The sequence below is a fragment of the Vibrio sp. McD22-P3 genome, from assembly GCF_021568915.1.
Lineage (GTDB): Bacteria > Pseudomonadota > Gammaproteobacteria > Enterobacterales > Vibrionaceae > Vibrio > Vibrio mediterranei.
This window is the reverse complement of sequence record NZ_JAKGTN010000015.1, coordinates 11,760-29,095: the sequence shown is the minus strand read 5'-3', so window position 1 is coordinate 29,095 and position 17,336 is coordinate 11,760. Positions and strand designations below refer to the sequence as shown.

Here is a 17,336-nt window from a genome sequence, read left to right as displayed (position 1 = left end):
TGTATCACCCACTCTCTAGCTTTCGAAAACTACAGCTAAATTTGCTATTCTTCTATCCTCTCTTTCCACGATTACATAGCTATTGTGAATATTACTATTTTGGGCCCCGGCGCCATTGGCTCTTTATACGCTTATAAGCTTCATCAGGCAGGGCATCGAGCTTCGGTTTGGGGGCGTTCACCTCTAGATACCGTAGTCATCGAGCTAGATGGTGGTAGTGCTATCCACTTACCCAATTGCAATATCACCTCACTTAAAGCGAGTGATCTTGTTATCGTTACATTGAAAGCATGGCAAGTGGAATTGGCTTTAAAGCCACTACTTAAACATTTAAATAGCGATACCATCTTGCTCTTTCTTCACAATGGTATGGGCACCGTTGAGCACTTAGAAACCGCCATTAATCACCACCCAGTGTTACTTGGTACTTCTACTCACGGCGCGCTTAAACTATCAAGCTCACAAGTACGCCATACCGGCCTAGGCCAGACCTTTATTGGGGCCTGGAATGACAAAGGCTCACGTTGTTCCTTTATCGCCGACGTTCTCGACCATGCTTTCAAACCTGTAGCTTGGAATTCTGAAATTCAAACGGCACTATGGAGCAAACTTGTTATTAACTGTGCCATAAACCCATTAACAGCTATCAACAACTGTCAAAATGGTGGACTAGCTCATAAAGATTATCAGCAACAGATCGCCATGGTAGTGCGCGAAGCAACTGAGTGTGCAAACAAAGTGGGAGTGGCTCTTAAAGCAGAAGAGATGTTGGATACCGTCTACAAAGTCATCCATGCCACTGCGCAAAACTACTCATCCATGCATCAAGACATTTATAATAAAAGACAAAGCGAAGTTGATTATATTACCGGCTATGTGGTCTCTATTTCAAAGCGATACGGTATTGCTGTTCCCACCAACCTAGCCCTGTATCATCAAATTAAACAGATCGAATCAAGTTGGAATCAACATGACTAAGAAAATCCTTGTTCCCATAGCGCCAGGCACCGAAGAGATGGAAGCGATTACCATCATCGACATTATGGTGCGTGCAGGTTTCAACGTGACCGTCGCTAGCGCGGCATTTGATGGAGCGCTGACTATGAAAGCGTCACGCGGTGTCACCCTGACTGCGGATTGCAGGCTGGTCGATGTCGCCGATGAAGAGTTCGATGTTATCGCCTTACCAGGCGGTGTAGGCGGCGCCGAAACATTTCGAGACAGCACATTATTAGTCGAAATGGTTCGCCAACACCAATACGACGGTAAACTGGTTGGTGCTATCTGCGCAGCTCCGGCATTGGTGCTGCAACATCATCAGCTTTACCCAAATGCGCTGATGACTGGCCACCCAAGTTTTCAATCACATATCCCAGAAAACCGCTGGCGCAGCAAACGAGTAACAATTGATATCAACCACAACCTTATCACGAGCCAAGGCCCTGGGACCGCCCTCGAATTTGCGATTGAAATTATCATCGCCTTATGTGGTAAAGAGAAAGCCTGGCAAGTGGCTGAGCCTATGATCACCAACCCGACTCTTCACTATCATAAAATGGGTAAATACGATGAGTGAGTTACTCAACATTCGGGCCCAGTTCCCAGCTATTGATGGCGATTTGGTTTATCTGGACAGTGCCGCAACGACACAAAAACCGCAAGCTGTAATCGACTGTATCACTCAGTATTATGGTAACCAAAACGCCAACGTCCATCGCGGTTCCCATTCACTCACCGCGGTTGCAACCGAGCGCTTTGAAGCAGCGAGAGAAACCGTGGCACGCTTTATTAATGCGGCTTCCAGTAAAGAAATCATCTGGACACGAGGGGCAACCGAAGCACTCAATCTTATCGCACAGACTTACGCTCGGAGCACCCTACAACCAGGAGACGAGATTCTGGTTTCTGAGATGGAACATCATGCAAATATTGTCCCATGGCAAATCGTTGCTGAGCAAACTGGCGCGAAGGTTATTAAGATTCCAATAACACCAGAATGTCACTTTGATCTTAATGCGTTTGAGGCGCTACTCAGCCCGAGAACGAAAATTGTCGCCACTACGCAAGTCACCAATGTTACCGGAACTGCTCTACCGTTGGATAAGATTGTAACGCTAACCCGAGCTAACACCGATGCCATTATCATCGTCGACGGTGCGCAAGGTATTGTTCATCAGCAAACGGATGTACAAGCGTTGGATGCTGATTTCTACGTCTTTTCAGGACATAAACTGTATGCACCAGCTGGTATTGGGGTGCTGTATGGCAAGCTAGCCCTACTGGAAGCTATGCCGCCTTGGCATGGTGGTGGCAAGATGGTGGAAAAAGTGTCTTTTGAAGGCACCACATTTAGTCAACTACCCGGAAAGTTTGAAGCTGGGACTCCGAATGTGGCAGGAGCCTTAGCACTAGCTTGTGCCATAGATTGGCTATCAAGCTATGACCGTCAACTACTGGAGAGTCACATCAGTGACCTACAACATCAAGCTTTTCAGGGTTTGAGCGCCTTAGAGGATATTCGCATCATTGGTTACCAACCTGGTGCAAGCGTCATCACTTTTGTGATGGATGGCGTTCACCATCAAGATATCGCCACGCTGTTAGATCAACAGAACATTGCATTAAGAGCTGGTCATCACTGTGCTCACCCATTAATGGATGCGCTTGGTGTGAAGGGAACAGTTCGAGCATCTTTTGCTATTTACAACACAAAAGAAGATGTAGAGAGATTTCTTATCGCACTAACTAAAGCGGTGGATATGCTGTAACGATAACGTTTCAAACTTCAACAACATCGCTTCAATAATAAGGTCGACTAACGAATGTGAGTCGACCTTATTTATAATCAATTACTCTGACGCTTTAGACTTAATGACATCAACAATGGCTTTCAAGCCATTACCGCGAGATGGACTAAGATGATTGATGAGGTTTAACTGTGCGAAATACTCATCCAAGTCGAACGCCAATATTTGCTCCGATGTTTTACCATTGAAAGCTGCCAAAACGATAGCGATCAAGCCACGAACGATTCGCGCATCAGAATCTGCCTGAATCTGCCATTTGCCCTCTTGCTGGGTAAGTACTAACCATACTGAGCTTTCGCAGCCAGCAACTAGAACCTGATCCTGCTTGAGAGATTCATCCAATACTGGCAACTTCTTACCCCACTGAATAACCTGTCGATAGCGATCTTCCCAACCTTTCAATTGAGCCATGGCGTCAACAACATCTTGTGCGTTGATTTCCAATCCATATGGGTTGTTGTTATCTGATGACATAAGCTGCCTCTATTTCTGCGCGTATTTCTGAATAAGCTTCTCAACGATACGAGACACCGCAACAAAGCCAAATGTCGCTGTCACTACCGTAGCCGCGCCAAAACCACTTGCACAATCCATACGTTTTGGCCCTTCCGCCGTGGACTTCACTCCACAGACAGAACCATCAGCTTGAGGGTATTTAAGCTGCTCCGTAGAAAATACGCAGTCAATGCCAAACTTACGTGCAGGGTTCTTACTGAAGTTGTGATGACGACGCAAAGTGTCTTTGAGTTTCTTAGCTAACGGGTCTTGAATCGTTTTTGTCAGATCCGCCACCATAATTTGTGTTGGATCGGTCTGTCCACCAGCTCCACCAGTGGTCACAACTTTGATTTTGTTGCTACGACAGTAGGCCAATAGCGCTGCCTTAGGTTTAATGCTGTCAATGGCATCCAGTACATAGTCAAAGTCTTTACTGATGTATTCCGAGACATTGTCTGCTGTAATAAAGTCATCAATCAAATTAACTTTGCATTCGGGGTTAATCAATTTTACCCGCTCAGCCATAACTTCAATTTTGCTCTGACCAACAGTACCTGACATCGCATGGATTTGGCGATTAATGTTGGTCACACAAACGTCATCCATATCGATAAGAGTCAGCTCACCCACGCCAGTTCTTGCAAGCGCTTCAACCGCCCATGAACCCACACCACCAATTCCTACCACACAAATATGCGCCGCACGTAAGATCTCGACCTCACTGTTGCCGTATAGTCTGCGCGTGCCGCCAAATCTTTGATTGTAGCTATCAGAAGCTGGTTGGTTAAGTTCTCGCATGGGTTACCTAACTTGTCTCGGAGAAAAAAGAAAGAGTGCGATTTATACGCACTCTTAGTAAAAAGGTCAACTATGTACGAAACACGCTCGTACTATTTTCTCAATGTTACTTTTTCTCAGGTGGCAATGCCCATGGACTCTCTGTCGCCGAGTTTTCTAGGCCAAGCTTCCAAACTCGACCAAAGTGCTTATAGTGACCAGCCTGTGTACCTGCAAAATCACCCATCCCATGATATAGGTCGAAGTGGTTTCCTTTTACCGCCCCACCGGTATCAAGCACAATCAATAGACGTAATTCATGGGCACCGCTCCACGTACCATCCGCATTCAACAGCGGTACTTCTGCGAGGATTGGTGTTCCCATTGGAAATGCTGAGCGATCACCCGCTACCGACGCCATTGGCAATAATGGAATGCCAGCCGTACCCGTCACCGGTGCGGCATCTTGAGGCTGGAAGAACACATACGAGGTATTTTGCTCTAGTAGCTCTTGCACGGTCTGCTCATCTTGCTGCATCACCCAATCTTTGATGGCTTTAAGCGACATCTTTTCTTTTGGTACTTCACCGCGTTCAATAAGCACACGTCCGATACTCACGTATGCCTTGTTGTTTTTGCCGGCGTAGGCGAAATATTCGAGCGTGTCATCATCTTCAAAATGAACAAAGCCACTACCCTGCACTTCCATAATGAATGGATCAATCAAGTTGCTTGCATAGCCAAGTTCTAAACCTTGACCATTAAGCGCACCACCGTAGATTTCAGCTCGAGTTGGGCAGTCTTGCGAACAATCTGGTAAGGCATAGACCGGATAGCGGAAGGTTTCATCTGGCTTGTGACGCAGTTCCATCACTGGCGAAAAATAGCCTGTAAATAACACATTACCTTTGTTATCGCCGCCACCTAATTGGGCCGCTTGCACACCAAAATTTGCCAGTTGCGCTGGATCGCCACTTTGGATCGCCCACGCCTCTAGTTGCTCATACAAAGGCTGATAGATTTTAGCCATCGACGGCGACTTCTTAATCACTTCATCTGCCTGACTTGCAAAAGAGTTGAAGTTTCTAGGTTGGTTCGACTCGATAACTTCGGTCTTGTTAAGCAGTTTGGTAAATTCGCCATCTTGATATTGCTGAGCGCGGTCAGTTTGTGCGCAGCCAAATACGAGCAATACAGAGGCGAGAGGCAGAATACGTTTGATCAAGTTAGTCATCCCTTATTTGTGGTGCATTCAGGATGGCAAACTCTTTAAAAAAGCGCAATAAAACCGAACGTTATAGTAGGTTGTTTTTGTGTTTTCCTGACAAAACAAAGATGGGATTGTAATGAGTCGGTGATAATTGCCTCAATTCCGTTTTAGCTTCATTAAGAATGTGATAACGATACAAGGTAGGACCAACATAGAATGACAATTCATCACGAGTAAGCTCAAAGTCTGTCGCAACTACTCGGTTATCGATAACTACTTTATCAGGAGTAAGCTCGAAGGAATCTCTAGCAAAAGGAGCTGCATCTCTTTCGTACCAAACACCGTACACGGCCTGTTTTGGATTCGCATGAGATTGATAACGGTCATACAAGTCTTGATATAATCCTAATACTGCTAAGCTACCGACTAACGCCAGCACGATTAAGGTTCGTTCCAACCACTTATTGGGTTTTAGTCTAGCTGCCGGTACTGCTTTGATTCCGACTGCACCGCTTTGCTTACCGCTACTCATACCAAGCCTTACCATTTATCGACAGCGACATATTGTCACTGCAAATCCAATCATGCAACTCATCACCTAAACTGCGCAAATTAAACCTTGCGCAACACTGAATAAAAAGTCATTATTTCAACATAAATAAACCAAGAGTAAGCCGCGTGAAGATTCGTAGTACCGCCTTAGTTAAAGGATTTAGGCAGTCCACACCTTATGTTAATGCACACCGTAACAAGACCATGGTCATTATGTTAGGTGGCGAAGCGTTTTCCGATAAAAACTTCACCAATATCGTCAGCGACATTGCCTTACTGCACAGCCTCGGTGTCAAACTGGTTCTCGTCCACGGCGCGAGACCACAGATAAACCAATTACTGGAGCAAAATGATTGCCATTGTCCTTACCACAAGGGAACACGTGTCACGACGGAAAAATGTCTCGATTACGTGATGCAAGCGACGGGAAGATTGCAACTCGACATCACCGCTCGCCTGTCTATGAGCCTTAATAATACTCCTATGGCAGGCAATCAACTTAACGTCATCAGTGGCAACTTCGTTATCGCGCAACCTCTTGGAGTCGATAATGGCATCGACTACTGTCACAGTGGGCGAGTCCGTCGTATCGATATCCAAGGAATCAACCAAGTACTCGATCAAGGTTCTATTGTACTTCTTGGCCCAGTTGCCGGCTCTGTCACAGGCGAAACTTTTAACCTTCTCTCAGAAGAAGTGGCGACCCAAGTCGCAATAAAATTAAATGCCGATAAATTAATTGGTTTTTGTTCCGAGCAAGGCGTGTTGGATGAAAATGGAAATGCTATTGCAGAACTATTCCCAGCCGAGGTCAATCAACTTATCGAGCAGTTCGAGGATAAAGAACGCGTTAACGAGGGTGAAAGCAGCGGTACGCTACGTTTTTTACGTGGCGCTCAGTCGGCTTGTCGCGCGGGCGTTCCTCGTTGTCACCTTATCAGCTATAAAATTGATGGCGCATTGATACAAGAGCTATTCTCTCTTGACGGTATCGGAACGCAGATAGTCATGGCCAGTGCCGAACAAGTTCGACAGGCAGATATTGATGATATTGGCGGTATTTTTGATTTGATTCGCCCGCTTGAAGAAAAAGGTATTTTAGTTCGTCGTTCGCGCGAGCAACTTGAGCAGGAAATCCATCAGTTTACCATCATAGAAAAAGATGGGTTGATCATTGGCTGTGCGGCACTTTATCCATATCTACATGAAAAGATGGCGGAAATGGCCTGTGTCGCTATTCATCCCGATTATCGTGATGGCAACCGTGGCGTGTTATTACTCAATCACATGAAACAACAATCAAAGATGAAAGGGATAGAGCAGATTTTTGTGCTAACCACTCATAGCTTGCACTGGTTTAGAGAACAAGGATTCTTAGAGATCGGTGTAGAGTCCTTGCCAATGGCAAAACAAGATTTGTACAACCTACAGCGCAAATCAAAGATATTGTCTGTAGCAGTTTAATAATAGCTCGATAGCCGTCGATTTTATGAAATCGATTGCTATCAATAAAATTCACAAATTATTTTACTTCTCAAAGATTACTGTCTAAAATTCGCTCAAATCACAGGCATTTTTGTGATGGGACTCCCAAATACATAGCGCTTTTTGGGGAATGCAAGGATAGCTAGGTGTGCCACGACAACTTTAAGAGTGACATCTATGCGTACAGTTATTTGCAATTCCATTCAGAGCTTCTGGGATATGGCTGAAAACCAGTTCTTAGAAGGACACAATGTCCATTGCGTGTTTCCGGTAACTGACAAGGTAAAATCTCTAATGAAGATTTACCAACAACAGTATCGAATCAACCAAATCACGTATTCAGAAGTCTTTAACTAAAGGCTTTGGGCATCTACCGCCATGGATGGTGGAAAACCACTCACTGTATCCCCTCATTCTATTCTCACGCTTTAGTTCGCTAACCGCTTCGCTAAACCACTATGTCGTAAAGTTTTATGGCGAATACCTCGATTCACGACTCGTTGATCAGCCACCAAAGTGAACTGTTTTTTCGCTCGGGTAATGCCAGTATAGATAAGCTCTTTAGTCAACAAGGGCGAGAAGTCGGCTGGTAAAATCATAAACGTATGAGAAAACTCACTGCCTTGAGACTTATGAATCGTCATCGCATAAGCTGTTTCATGCTCAGGCATACGGCTCGGCAGCACAGACTTAATACTACCATCAGGCAATTCAAAAAATACTTTCAGCCTTGGTGTCTCAGCGCAATGGTCCCACATACAAATGCCTATATCACCGTTAAATAAGCCAAGACCATGATCATTTCTCGTCACCATCACAGGACGGCCGCTATACCACGCCTCGTCACCGCGAGAAATTAGCCCGCGTTGCTTTAGACGTTTTTCGATTCGCTGATTAAGCCCTGAAACTCCAAAATCGCCTTCACGAACCGCACACAACAACCGGCTTTGGGCAAAACTGGAGAGCACCTCTCTCGACAAACGCTGCTGCCAATGTGACAACGTTTCAGCACTTTGCAGTTCTTCTCCTTGCGGATTGGCGCGCACCAATAGCGTCAGGTAATCTTTGTAAGTACGTACTAGCTTATCAACTAACTGTTGATAGCTATCCGCACTTAAGGCTAGCCATTCAATATCATCAAATGTTTTGTTCCAGACCTGATCAAAACCGTAGCTATTTGCCAAGTTAACTTGCTTAGCCAGTTGACCGATGCCAGACCTTGCATCAAAACGATAACTTTTTTGTAGCACGCACAAACTATCAACCAATGCTGAGGCGGATTTTGAGGATTCCACTTTGCCAGCTAATCGGCAATCAAACTGCGTTAACGCTTGAATCAAATCATTTTGCTGACTGCTGTAACCAAACTGAGCAAAGTCACAAATGTCCGACAACACTGCTCCGGCTTCCACTGAGGCTAGCTGGTCTTTGTCTCCAAGAAGAATAAGTCGAGCATGCGCCGGTAACGCATCCAATAGACGATGCATCATCGGCAGATCCACCATAGACGCTTCATCGAGAACCAACACATCTAAATGCAATGGGTTAGCGTTGTTATGTCGAAACTCAACGCGACCGGGGATTGCACCGAGTAAGCGATGTAGCGTGCTCGACTCCGTTGGAATTTGCTGCTTAATTTCTGGCTCCACAGTTAACGAGTCTACCGCTTTACCTATGGATTCCGTCAAACGAGCTGCCGCCTTCCCCGTTGGCGCCACCAGCTTAATTGAAGGTGATTCACCGGCTTGATTCGCCTGATGTACCATCGCAGCTAACAACTTAGTTACCGTCGTAGTTTTGCCAGTACCAGGTCCGCCTGATATCACAGCGAAGCGACGTGTAAGCGCAACTGCGGCTGCCACTTTTTGCCAGTTTAAACACAGAGATAATGGAATAGCATCATCCAAACCTTGAAGTGCTTTTACGTTTGTCGCTTGCGTGACTATATCGTCAACATATTGCCAATCGATAGATTCCGGCTTAACCACATCGAGAAAATCGCAGATAACTTGCTGGCGCATAACCTGATTATTCTGCTCTGCGGGTAGAGCAGACAAAGCGGAATAAAGATAGTGGTACTCACGCGTGAATAGGCGAACTAACATCTTTGCGACGCTTTGCAGCGCATCTCTCTCAATGGAAATCGGTTCAGCCATGGCATGGAGGCGAGTAGCGATCGTCTGTTCAAAGTAGTAATAACGCTGTAGATATAATCTATTTTGCTGCCAAACCAATGGCGTGACCGCCGATGTCATAATGTCGTTTGGAGACAAACAGGTAACCGTAGACGCCTCCGTCATTACCTTTTGCCAATCGACTTGATTCACCATGCACTCTAGCGACTCAGCAGCTTCACCGTACAAACCGATCAAGCTTGGCATCGGCAGAGAGACTTGCTCATCTGCATCAAGGTTGACGCAAATATGCCCTTGACCTAATTGGTAGCTTGTAACCGCAGCTAACCACATCAACGGATCTCGATGCTGTTGCTCAATGGAAGAGATAAACTTCGCAAACTGAAAATCCAGCGGTCTCAAGACATTTTTTTCCGCTAGATACGTGACCCATTCGGAGAAGTTTTTTAATACCATTGCCATCAGAATCCTAACCCCATTTGCTCATTTGTCTCATCTAATTGCAAAGACTCTCCTGAAATAAGCCCATCTAATGCTTCTATCATGGCTTTGTCGGGCCTAGCACTAAAAATACCGGAGTCAGAGTCGGGCCTAACACCACGTAAAAAGAGATAAAACACGCCGCCAAAATGCTGATCATAATCGTAATCAGAGATACGGGTTTTCAAGAACCGATGCAGCGCTAGTGCATAAATTTGGTATTGGAGATCATAGCGATGATCAACCATAGCGTTATCGAGTTGATATTTTTGATAACGCTCTGCTTCATCACCTAAATGGTTAGATTTCCAGTCGAGCACATAGTACTTACCTTGATGTTCGAACACTAAGTCAATAAAACCTTTAAGCATGCCTTTAACGGTGTAAAAGCCCAGTTCGTTCGCCTTAGCGGATAACGCATCGTAGCGTTGTATAACACGGTTTAATGACACCGCATCAAGCACTTCAATCGGCAACAGAAACTCCATTTCCACCAAACGTTGCGTAGAGTCCTTATCCCTTAAGTACAGCGCTTCACCATCTAACGCCGTATTCATGACCTGATCGACAAGTTGCTGAATCACCGGTAACCATTCTGCATCGTATTGCTCTCGCTCGAGAAGCTGTCGAATAACCTCGCTATTTTGTAGTGATGTCGCGGGCTCGGTAAATTCGATTTCTTCAAACACGGTATGTAAAAACGTGCCGGGACGCGCCCCTTTAGGAAAATGAAAAATGGTTTTTTCTGGCTCCAATAACACGTCGACTTCGTGCTCTTCGGATGAATCGATATCAAGTCCAGATGCTTCAATAAACACCTCACTATCGTTGCTATGATGGCTCTGTTTTACAAGGGCTGAATAACTGGTGATTCGCCAGTCACGATCAATGGCCATTGATTGAGCTTTAGCGACGAGCTCTTCGGTCGGTTGCGCCAACTCTTGATAACGCTCCTCATCAAGTTCTGGTACCTCTGTGATAGCGATAGCTTGAGAAGCATTGGCAAGCTGATTGAGCGCAGAACTTAACTCGCTCACTCCCATTTCTTGACCATTTTGGATTAGATGCCCTATTGCGCTGTGATGAACTCCAGTTGGCTCCTTGGTTGAGCGGCCATTTCTCAGTGGCGCCATCCCGATAAAACAACCATAAACTGCACGAGTTAATGCCACATAGATGAGGCGCAAATCTTCGGCAAGCCGCTCTTTATCGGCTTGTGCCATAGAGGCTGATGATTGACGTAGATCGAGTACCGATGATTGGCTTTCGGCATCATAATACTTGGCTTCCATCGCTTCTCGATAACTCACCACAAACGGCAAATAAACCAAGTCGTATTCCAAACCCTTTGACTTATGAATAGTGATAATCTGAACGAGATTACGCTCTGACTCTAAACGCTGAATATGCTCATCACTAGAGCCTAATCCTTGCTTGGCATCCTCTATCGCTTGCCCCAACCAACGTAGTAATGCACTGTCGCTCTCCATATCTTGTCTTGCTGCTTGCAGCAGTTCGCCCAAGTGGAGATAGTCGGTAAGTAATCGCTCACCACCATCAGTAGACAACAATCGGTTGGAGATTTCTCGCTTAAACAATACTGAACGCAGCATTGGTAAAATACCGCGCGATATCCACTGTTGGCGATAGTCACGAAATTCAGCAACCACTTGTTCCCAGAGATTTTCATCATTATTGAGGCTGTCCAGTTGAACGGCAGGCAGAGCAAATAGCTGGGAGGCTAACGCACTTTTTAGCATTCTTTCATCGTCTTGATGCCAAACTGCCAGCATCAAACGCAGTAAGTCATCAGCTATTTCGCTGGTAAAAACGCTATCACGGTTGGAAAGATAAACACTAGCGATACCGCGCTCAGCCAAGGCCTGTTTAATCAACTGACCTTCACTACCAGTTCTCACCAACACAGCGATATTGCCCGCTTCAATTGCTTCGTTTTTGTCACCATTAATCAGCGCTGCTTTACCGGTTTGGGACTGGGTTAACACCTGTTTGATGTGCTGAGCGGTAGCGGCTGCCATCGTTGGTACATACTCACTTTTAGCAACGGGGGATTCCGCGTCTTGGAGCCAAAACTGCATTGCCGCTTGATGTTCACCGTTAAACTGCCACTGCATTTTACTCGCTTTAGGGCTAGCATTGACAGCATGAAACGGAATGTCATCATCGTAGAGAAAAGCCGAATCTGCCTGCTTAAACAGTGCATTAACGCCGTTGACCATACTCTCGCTGGAACGCCAGTTCGTACCTAGCGTATAGTGGTCTTGTACCTGGTTTCGAGCTTGTATATAAGTAAAGATATCAGCGCCACGAAATCCATAGATCGCCTGTTTCGGGTCACCAATCATAAACCAACCACAGTCGGCGTGACTTAAGTACACATGACTAAATATCTGATACTGAAGCGGATCCGTATCTTGGAACTCATCGATCATCGCAACCGGAAATTGTGTTCGGATTTTTTCCGCCAGACTGTCACCAGATTCGCTGTCCAAAGCCGCCGACAAATGGGTCAGCAAATCATCAAATGAGAGCCATTGCTTTTGTTCCTTAGCTAGAGCCAATCGCTGACGACAATGCTGAATAGCCAATGCCAACAACGAGGTTTTGAGCTCAGGTGGCTGTGCTAAGAAGGCTTCAATCTCAGTAAAGATCGTCATCGTTGGCGCGTCGCCTTTTGGCGTTTTTTCTGTAAGAACGTTTTGAGCAAATTTTTCTAATTGCGTTGGTAGGTAGTAGTCCAATGTTTCTTGTTTAGACCAATCAGTAATCGCCTCAACCCAAGTCGGCAGTGACTTTTTAGTGTAACTGCGTTTGTTTACATCCGATTGACTCACACATCCAACAATGTCGTCAGCGACCGCTTGCCATTCCGATTTAAGGGTTCGGATTCGCTGTAAATTCTGTGCATGAAGCTGGGTAATATCACTGCAAGCATCGACATTTGTTAGCGACAGCGCCGGACCTGTCAGGTAACTGGTAATGACTTGGAGTAGATCATTTGGCGTCGCCCATAGCTTTCGGACTTCACTTGCAAGCTCCAACCCCAGAGGATAAAACTGACTGCGCCAAAAATCTGCGACCACTTGAGCTTTTAGTCGGCTTTCGTCGGTGATGAATTCATTATTAAATCGAGATCCAGACTCAAACGCATTTTGTGTCAGCATTCTTTGGCAAAAACCGTGGATGGTGTACACCGCCGCTTCGTCCATTTGACGTTCTGCCTGAAGCAAAGTATCTACCGCAAAGCGATGATCTGTGATGTCATCTAGAAGAGGTTTAATGACCGGGTCGTCACTATCACCGCGCGCAAAAGCAATTCGAGCCTGATGAATTCGAGCGCGAATACGATCTCTAAGCTCAGCCGTTGCCGCTTCAGTAAACGTTACGACTAAGATCTGGTCGACAGTTAGTGGCTGTTTATGACGACTTTGGTCGCTGCCATGACCGAGAAGTAGGCGCAAATAAAGGCCCGCAATGGTAAATGTTTTACCAGTACCCGCTGACGCTTCTATTAATCTTGCACCGTGCAATGGAAACTGCATGGTGTCTAACGCTATTGGTTCATGGCTCTGTGACATGGTGTTTAAACTCAACTGTGTGATCCAACGCTTAATTCTTTAATTCTATCAATAAGATGAAACTATCATTTATACAGGGTGCGATCGCATTCACGGAATTCATTATCTGCTCCCACTACTATGCGCCCTAGAAACTGGTCCCTCTGACCTACTTGGCCGCACAGCAATCTCCCTACACACTATAAAAATACTGGCGGCCGCCCCCTTTCTTGCTCACGCAGCCTTCCCAAATTCACGAAACTTCCCCTATTCATGAGAATAATACTCTTCAGCATTCATACTTAGGGTTCTTGGGGCTTCTAGCACGAGCTGCGAGACTAACTTGAGATCATTGGCAAGCACTTCACTCCATTCAGGCCAGACTCTAGAAATATAAGGATTCTCGCCCTCTCCCGTTTGCATATAACCACCGATAAATCGAGCTTCCATTTTACTCAACATCTTTTCATCGTTCGGAGTCCAGCTGCCTCGACTATAGTTTGCCTCGATACCTGCTAATGCCGATTCAGGGAAATAGGCTAGAGGTTTATCCAAACCACCAAGAAACAACTCAAGTAATTGCTTCATATACTGTTCTGCTTGAACACTATCAAGTTGAGGATAGACACGATGTACTACCCCTTCTTTTTTGTCGTAGGCCAGCATATGGGTCGCTGCTGGTTGACCTGCGAGGGTCAGTGCTAGATGGTCAATCCACGCACTTAAATAGTCACTAGAACGCAAACGCCCACTACGGTATCTAAGCAAGCCTGAGGCATAAATACCCGTGACCCAACCTTGTAATTTAATGGTGATCGAACCCAAGGTTAATTGCAGGTTTATTTCGGTATCGTCCAATGCTTTATTCGACAGCGGTCTCACGGCCTTAGCGAGTTCTTCGGTTTGCACCACGTTCGATGCAAATTCCAAATCACCGAAGTGATTGATAGGTAGATAGCCTTGTGCCTTCTGTTCGGATTTAAATGCCGTTATTAAGTCAGTGCCGTCTTCTGATTTAGTAAAGAAATCAAGTAGCTCTTTTCGCAATACAAAGCTCTCTAATCCATTAAGCGCAAAGGGTTCATCGTCTTCGGTTGTAAACTGCTGTGAATCAAAACTGACTTCAAGCCTGCGGTTGAATAGATATTGAACGGGCAACCGCCAAAAACGCTGCAACTCGGTAAGTTCCAGCTCAACAACACTGCCGACGGCACGTTCAATAGGCTCAAGCGTAAATGGCTCTGAACCGTCAAACCTCACATTACTTAGCTGCTGCAAAGCAGCGGGTAGCCACTCGGAGGCATAACTTTGATAGCTGTGTGCGGACTTAAAATGAGAAGCACTAAACGGCACCATCGCGTATTCCTGAACCAAACTGTTGCGAAGTTTGGCTCCAGACTCATCCACGCTTAACTCACTATCTCCTTGCAAGCAGTAGTTTTGCTCACAATATTCCACCAGCTCTGATACTAATACCGAAGGTACTCGCTCAGTGTTGTCCTGAATAGAGCGCCCAACGTAGCTAATATAAAGCTGTTGCTGTGCCGATAATAAGGCTTCCAAAAATAGATAGCGGTCATCATCTCGACGAGAGCGATCTCCCGGTTTGGTGCGACCTGTCATTAAGTCAAAACTTTCAGGTGGAACACTTCTCGGGTAAACACCGTCATTCATACCAAGCAAACACACAGCTTTAAATGGTATCGAGCGCATTGGCATTAAGGTACAGAAGTTGACTTGCCCAGCAAGGAAGCGCTGACTGACTCGTGATCCCGATAGCTTATCGATAAAATATTGGCGTACGATGCGAGGTGCAAGTGGTTCGCTATAGCAAGCATCTTGAAGCTGTTCTTTGAGACCAGACAGCGTGTCACGAATCGCTTTTACAACCACTTCACCTTCTAGATCAACATCAAAGAAATCATCCAACAAGGCATTTATGTTGGTTTGCCATGTATCTATTGGTGCGGATTTGGCAAGCAATCCACGATACTTGGTAATGGTATCGATAAACTGTGCCAGTTTGCCTGCACTTTCGGCTTGCATACCTTGAGTCTGCTCATAAGGCGCAATGGTGCCATGCTCAAACTCAAACAAGCCAGCTTGTTCACTAATAGCATACCCGGCCAGCATTCGAGAAATACCGAACATCCATGAGTTTTGCTCAAATTCAGGTAAGTCGAACTCACTGGCAGTGTGGTTATCCAAACCCCAACGTATCTGAGCCTCTTCGACCCAAAGTTTTAATGTAGCAAATTCACTGTCACTGATATTGAATCGCTGCAAAATAGCAGGTACCTCAAGCAATTCAAGTAACTCACTACTGGAACAACGCAACTCAGGTAACTGCAATAATAGGTTAAAAGCATTCAATAAAGGGCTTTCTTTGTCTGCCGTTCGGTCCGAGATCGAAAATGGAATGTAGCGCTCACCGGAAGCATTACCAAATACCGCCTGAATCGCAGGGCTATAGGCGTTGATATCGGCTACCATGACAATCACATCACGCGGCTTGAGATCGGGGTTACGATCAAACATCGCTAGCAAGTTATCATGCAACACTTCCACTTCACGCATTGGACTGTGGCAAACGTGTAAAGATAGTGAATGATCTTGAGGCAAAATGGTTGGCTTATGTTGAGAACTTAGCAATAGCTGATCATCTTGGTGTTCTTCTAAGTTCAAAATATCCGCTTGGATATTTTCCAACAGCGTAGTTCGCTGTCCATCAACAAATGCTTCTATTTCGTTCGACTCCAGCTGTGAAAGAAGATAGAGATTATCCCTTCCTAACTTACCCATAGACGCTAGTAAGCTGTTGCCAACTTCAGAGATATGCAGTTCATCTTCGATATTTTGCTCGATGGAGCCTTTAAGCTGCTCCACCATCGACATATCGCCAGAATGCGCCACATCGGCAATTTGTTGTAAATGCTTGCGCTTATTGGCGGCAAGCTTGGACAGATATTTTCTGTCACGCACTTCACCCCAGTAATAACGACAAGGGTTGGTGAACATCAGATGCACATCAATATGCTGCCCGAGCGCCTTAAGGGCGTCCAAGTATCTCGGGGGCAAAGAAGAAATGCCGAAAACAAATAAGCGCTTGGGCAGCCTATCTAGACCATGCGATTTCACATCCACATTGTGTGTTAAGGCATCAATAAAGTGTTCATAGAGGTTAGCACGGTGGTAAGGTGACTGACCTAACGCTACCGTATGATCATACAACGCCTGCCATAGTTTAGGTTGCCAAGGCTGCTGATCTTCCAGTTCAACGACAGGTTCCCCCGCTTCCCATGCCGCTATCCACTCTGGTCGATAAACCAAGTAGCCGTCATAGATATCGGCGATTTTTTCAGCTAATTGATAGCGTTTCGAGGCATCGGCATCATCGGAAAGGTACTGAGCGAGCGGAGCAAAGTCTGGGTCATTGAGATGAAGCGGTAACAGATGCATGATTTTCCATGTCATCGCTTCTTTATTGAATGCACTGCGCTTGGGCACCTCATCCAACACTTGAACAAATCGATCCCAAATAAACGTCGCGGGAAGTGGAAAGTCGATATTGGCAGCAATGCCAAATTCTTGTGCCAGCGCCATTTTCAGCCATTGTGACATACCTGGGCTTTGCACAAGAATCTGTTCTTTTTCGAATGGATTATCTAGTGGGTCAATCTTGATTAATTGCACCAGCAGAGATTTCAATACATCGATTTGATTTGAGTGATAAACGGTGAACACGTTGCCGCGCGCCTTTAACTAATTGTCCTCACTCAAGATTAACACATTAACTTCAGTTCTAATATTTACT

Annotated in this window: 12 protein-coding genes; 5 read left to right on the top strand and 7 right to left on the bottom strand. The window is 45.6% G+C overall.

Annotated elements, in window-relative coordinates; translation table 11 throughout:
• Nucleotides 1-84: 84 nt before the first annotated feature.
• From panE to csdA, 3 genes are read left to right on the top strand one after another with little or no spacing between them, the layout of a single operon-like run.
• Complete coding sequence (gene panE, locus L2W36_RS17620; protein WP_236110830.1) at nt 85-978, top strand: 2-dehydropantoate 2-reductase; 894 nt, start codon at nt 85-87, stop codon at nt 976-978.
• A complete protein-coding gene (locus tag L2W36_RS17615) occupies nt 971-1,576 on the top strand; it encodes a DJ-1 family glyoxalase III (protein ID WP_006071112.1) in 606 nt (201 codons plus the stop codon). The genes panE and L2W36_RS17615 overlap by 8 nt, the downstream gene beginning before the upstream one ends.
• On the top strand, nt 1,569-2,768 hold the full coding sequence (csdA, locus tag L2W36_RS17610; RefSeq protein WP_006071111.1) for a cysteine desulfurase CsdA: 1,200 nt from the start codon (nt 1,569-1,571) through the stop codon (nt 2,766-2,768). Before L2W36_RS17615 ends, csdA begins: the two co-directional genes overlap by 8 nt.
• Nucleotides 2,769-2,849: 81 nt before the next feature.
• Here csdA and csdE read toward each other — a convergent pair whose 3' ends face one another.
• The 4 genes from csdE to L2W36_RS17590 all read right to left on the bottom strand — a co-directional run bounded on the left by csdE (nt 2,850) and on the right by L2W36_RS17590 (nt 5,824).
• Nucleotides 2,850-3,281 (bottom strand): cysteine desulfurase sulfur acceptor subunit CsdE, encoded by a 432-nt coding sequence (gene csdE / locus L2W36_RS17605; protein ID WP_236110829.1) that lies wholly within the window; start codon nt 3,279-3,281, stop codon nt 2,850-2,852.
• A gap of 9 nt (nt 3,282-3,290) precedes the next feature.
• Nucleotides 3,291-4,103, bottom strand: a complete 813-nt coding sequence (tcdA, locus tag L2W36_RS17600) for a tRNA cyclic N6-threonylcarbamoyladenosine(37) synthase TcdA (protein ID WP_006071107.1) — start codon at nt 4,101-4,103, stop codon at nt 3,291-3,293.
• Between the two features lie 106 nt (nt 4,104-4,209).
• The gene (gene mltA / locus L2W36_RS17595) at nt 4,210-5,307 is read right to left on the bottom strand and encodes a murein transglycosylase A (protein ID WP_038222258.1); all 1,098 of its coding nucleotides are present in this window, start codon (nt 5,305-5,307) and stop codon (nt 4,210-4,212) included.
• Nucleotides 5,308-5,377: 70 nt separating this feature from the next.
• Nucleotides 5,378-5,824 (bottom strand): DUF2850 domain-containing protein, encoded by a 447-nt coding sequence (locus L2W36_RS17590; RefSeq protein WP_006071103.1) that lies wholly within the window; start codon nt 5,822-5,824, stop codon nt 5,378-5,380.
• 146 nt (nt 5,825-5,970) lie between these two features.
• Between L2W36_RS17590 and argA the strand changes: the two genes are divergently transcribed.
• Together argA and L2W36_RS17580 are read left to right on the top strand one after the other, a co-directional pair.
• Nucleotides 5,971-7,308, top strand: a complete 1,338-nt coding sequence (gene argA, locus L2W36_RS17585; RefSeq protein WP_038222242.1) for an amino-acid N-acetyltransferase — start codon at nt 5,971-5,973, stop codon at nt 7,306-7,308.
• Nucleotides 7,309-7,506: 198 nt separating this feature from the next.
• A complete protein-coding gene (locus tag L2W36_RS17580; RefSeq protein ID WP_006071100.1) occupies nt 7,507-7,686 on the top strand; it encodes a hypothetical protein in 180 nt (59 codons plus the stop codon).
• Nucleotides 7,687-7,757: 71 nt separating this feature from the next.
• Here L2W36_RS17580 and recD read toward each other — a convergent pair whose 3' ends face one another.
• The 3 genes from recD to recC form a co-directional block, all read right to left on the bottom strand.
• Nucleotides 7,758-9,926: an exodeoxyribonuclease V subunit alpha gene (gene recD, locus L2W36_RS17575; protein WP_236110828.1), complete on the bottom strand. Its 2,169-nt coding sequence runs from the start codon at nt 9,924-9,926 to the stop codon at nt 7,758-7,760.
• A complete protein-coding gene (recB, locus tag L2W36_RS17570; protein WP_236110931.1) occupies nt 9,926-13,543 on the bottom strand; it encodes an exodeoxyribonuclease V subunit beta in 3,618 nt (1,205 codons plus the stop codon). Before recB ends, recD begins: the two co-directional genes overlap by 1 nt.
• A gap of 246 nt (nt 13,544-13,789) precedes the next feature.
• Nucleotides 13,790-17,266 (bottom strand): exodeoxyribonuclease V subunit gamma, encoded by a 3,477-nt coding sequence (gene recC, locus L2W36_RS17565; RefSeq protein ID WP_236110824.1) that lies wholly within the window; start codon nt 17,264-17,266, stop codon nt 13,790-13,792.
• Between the last annotated feature and the right edge of the window lie 70 nt (nt 17,267-17,336).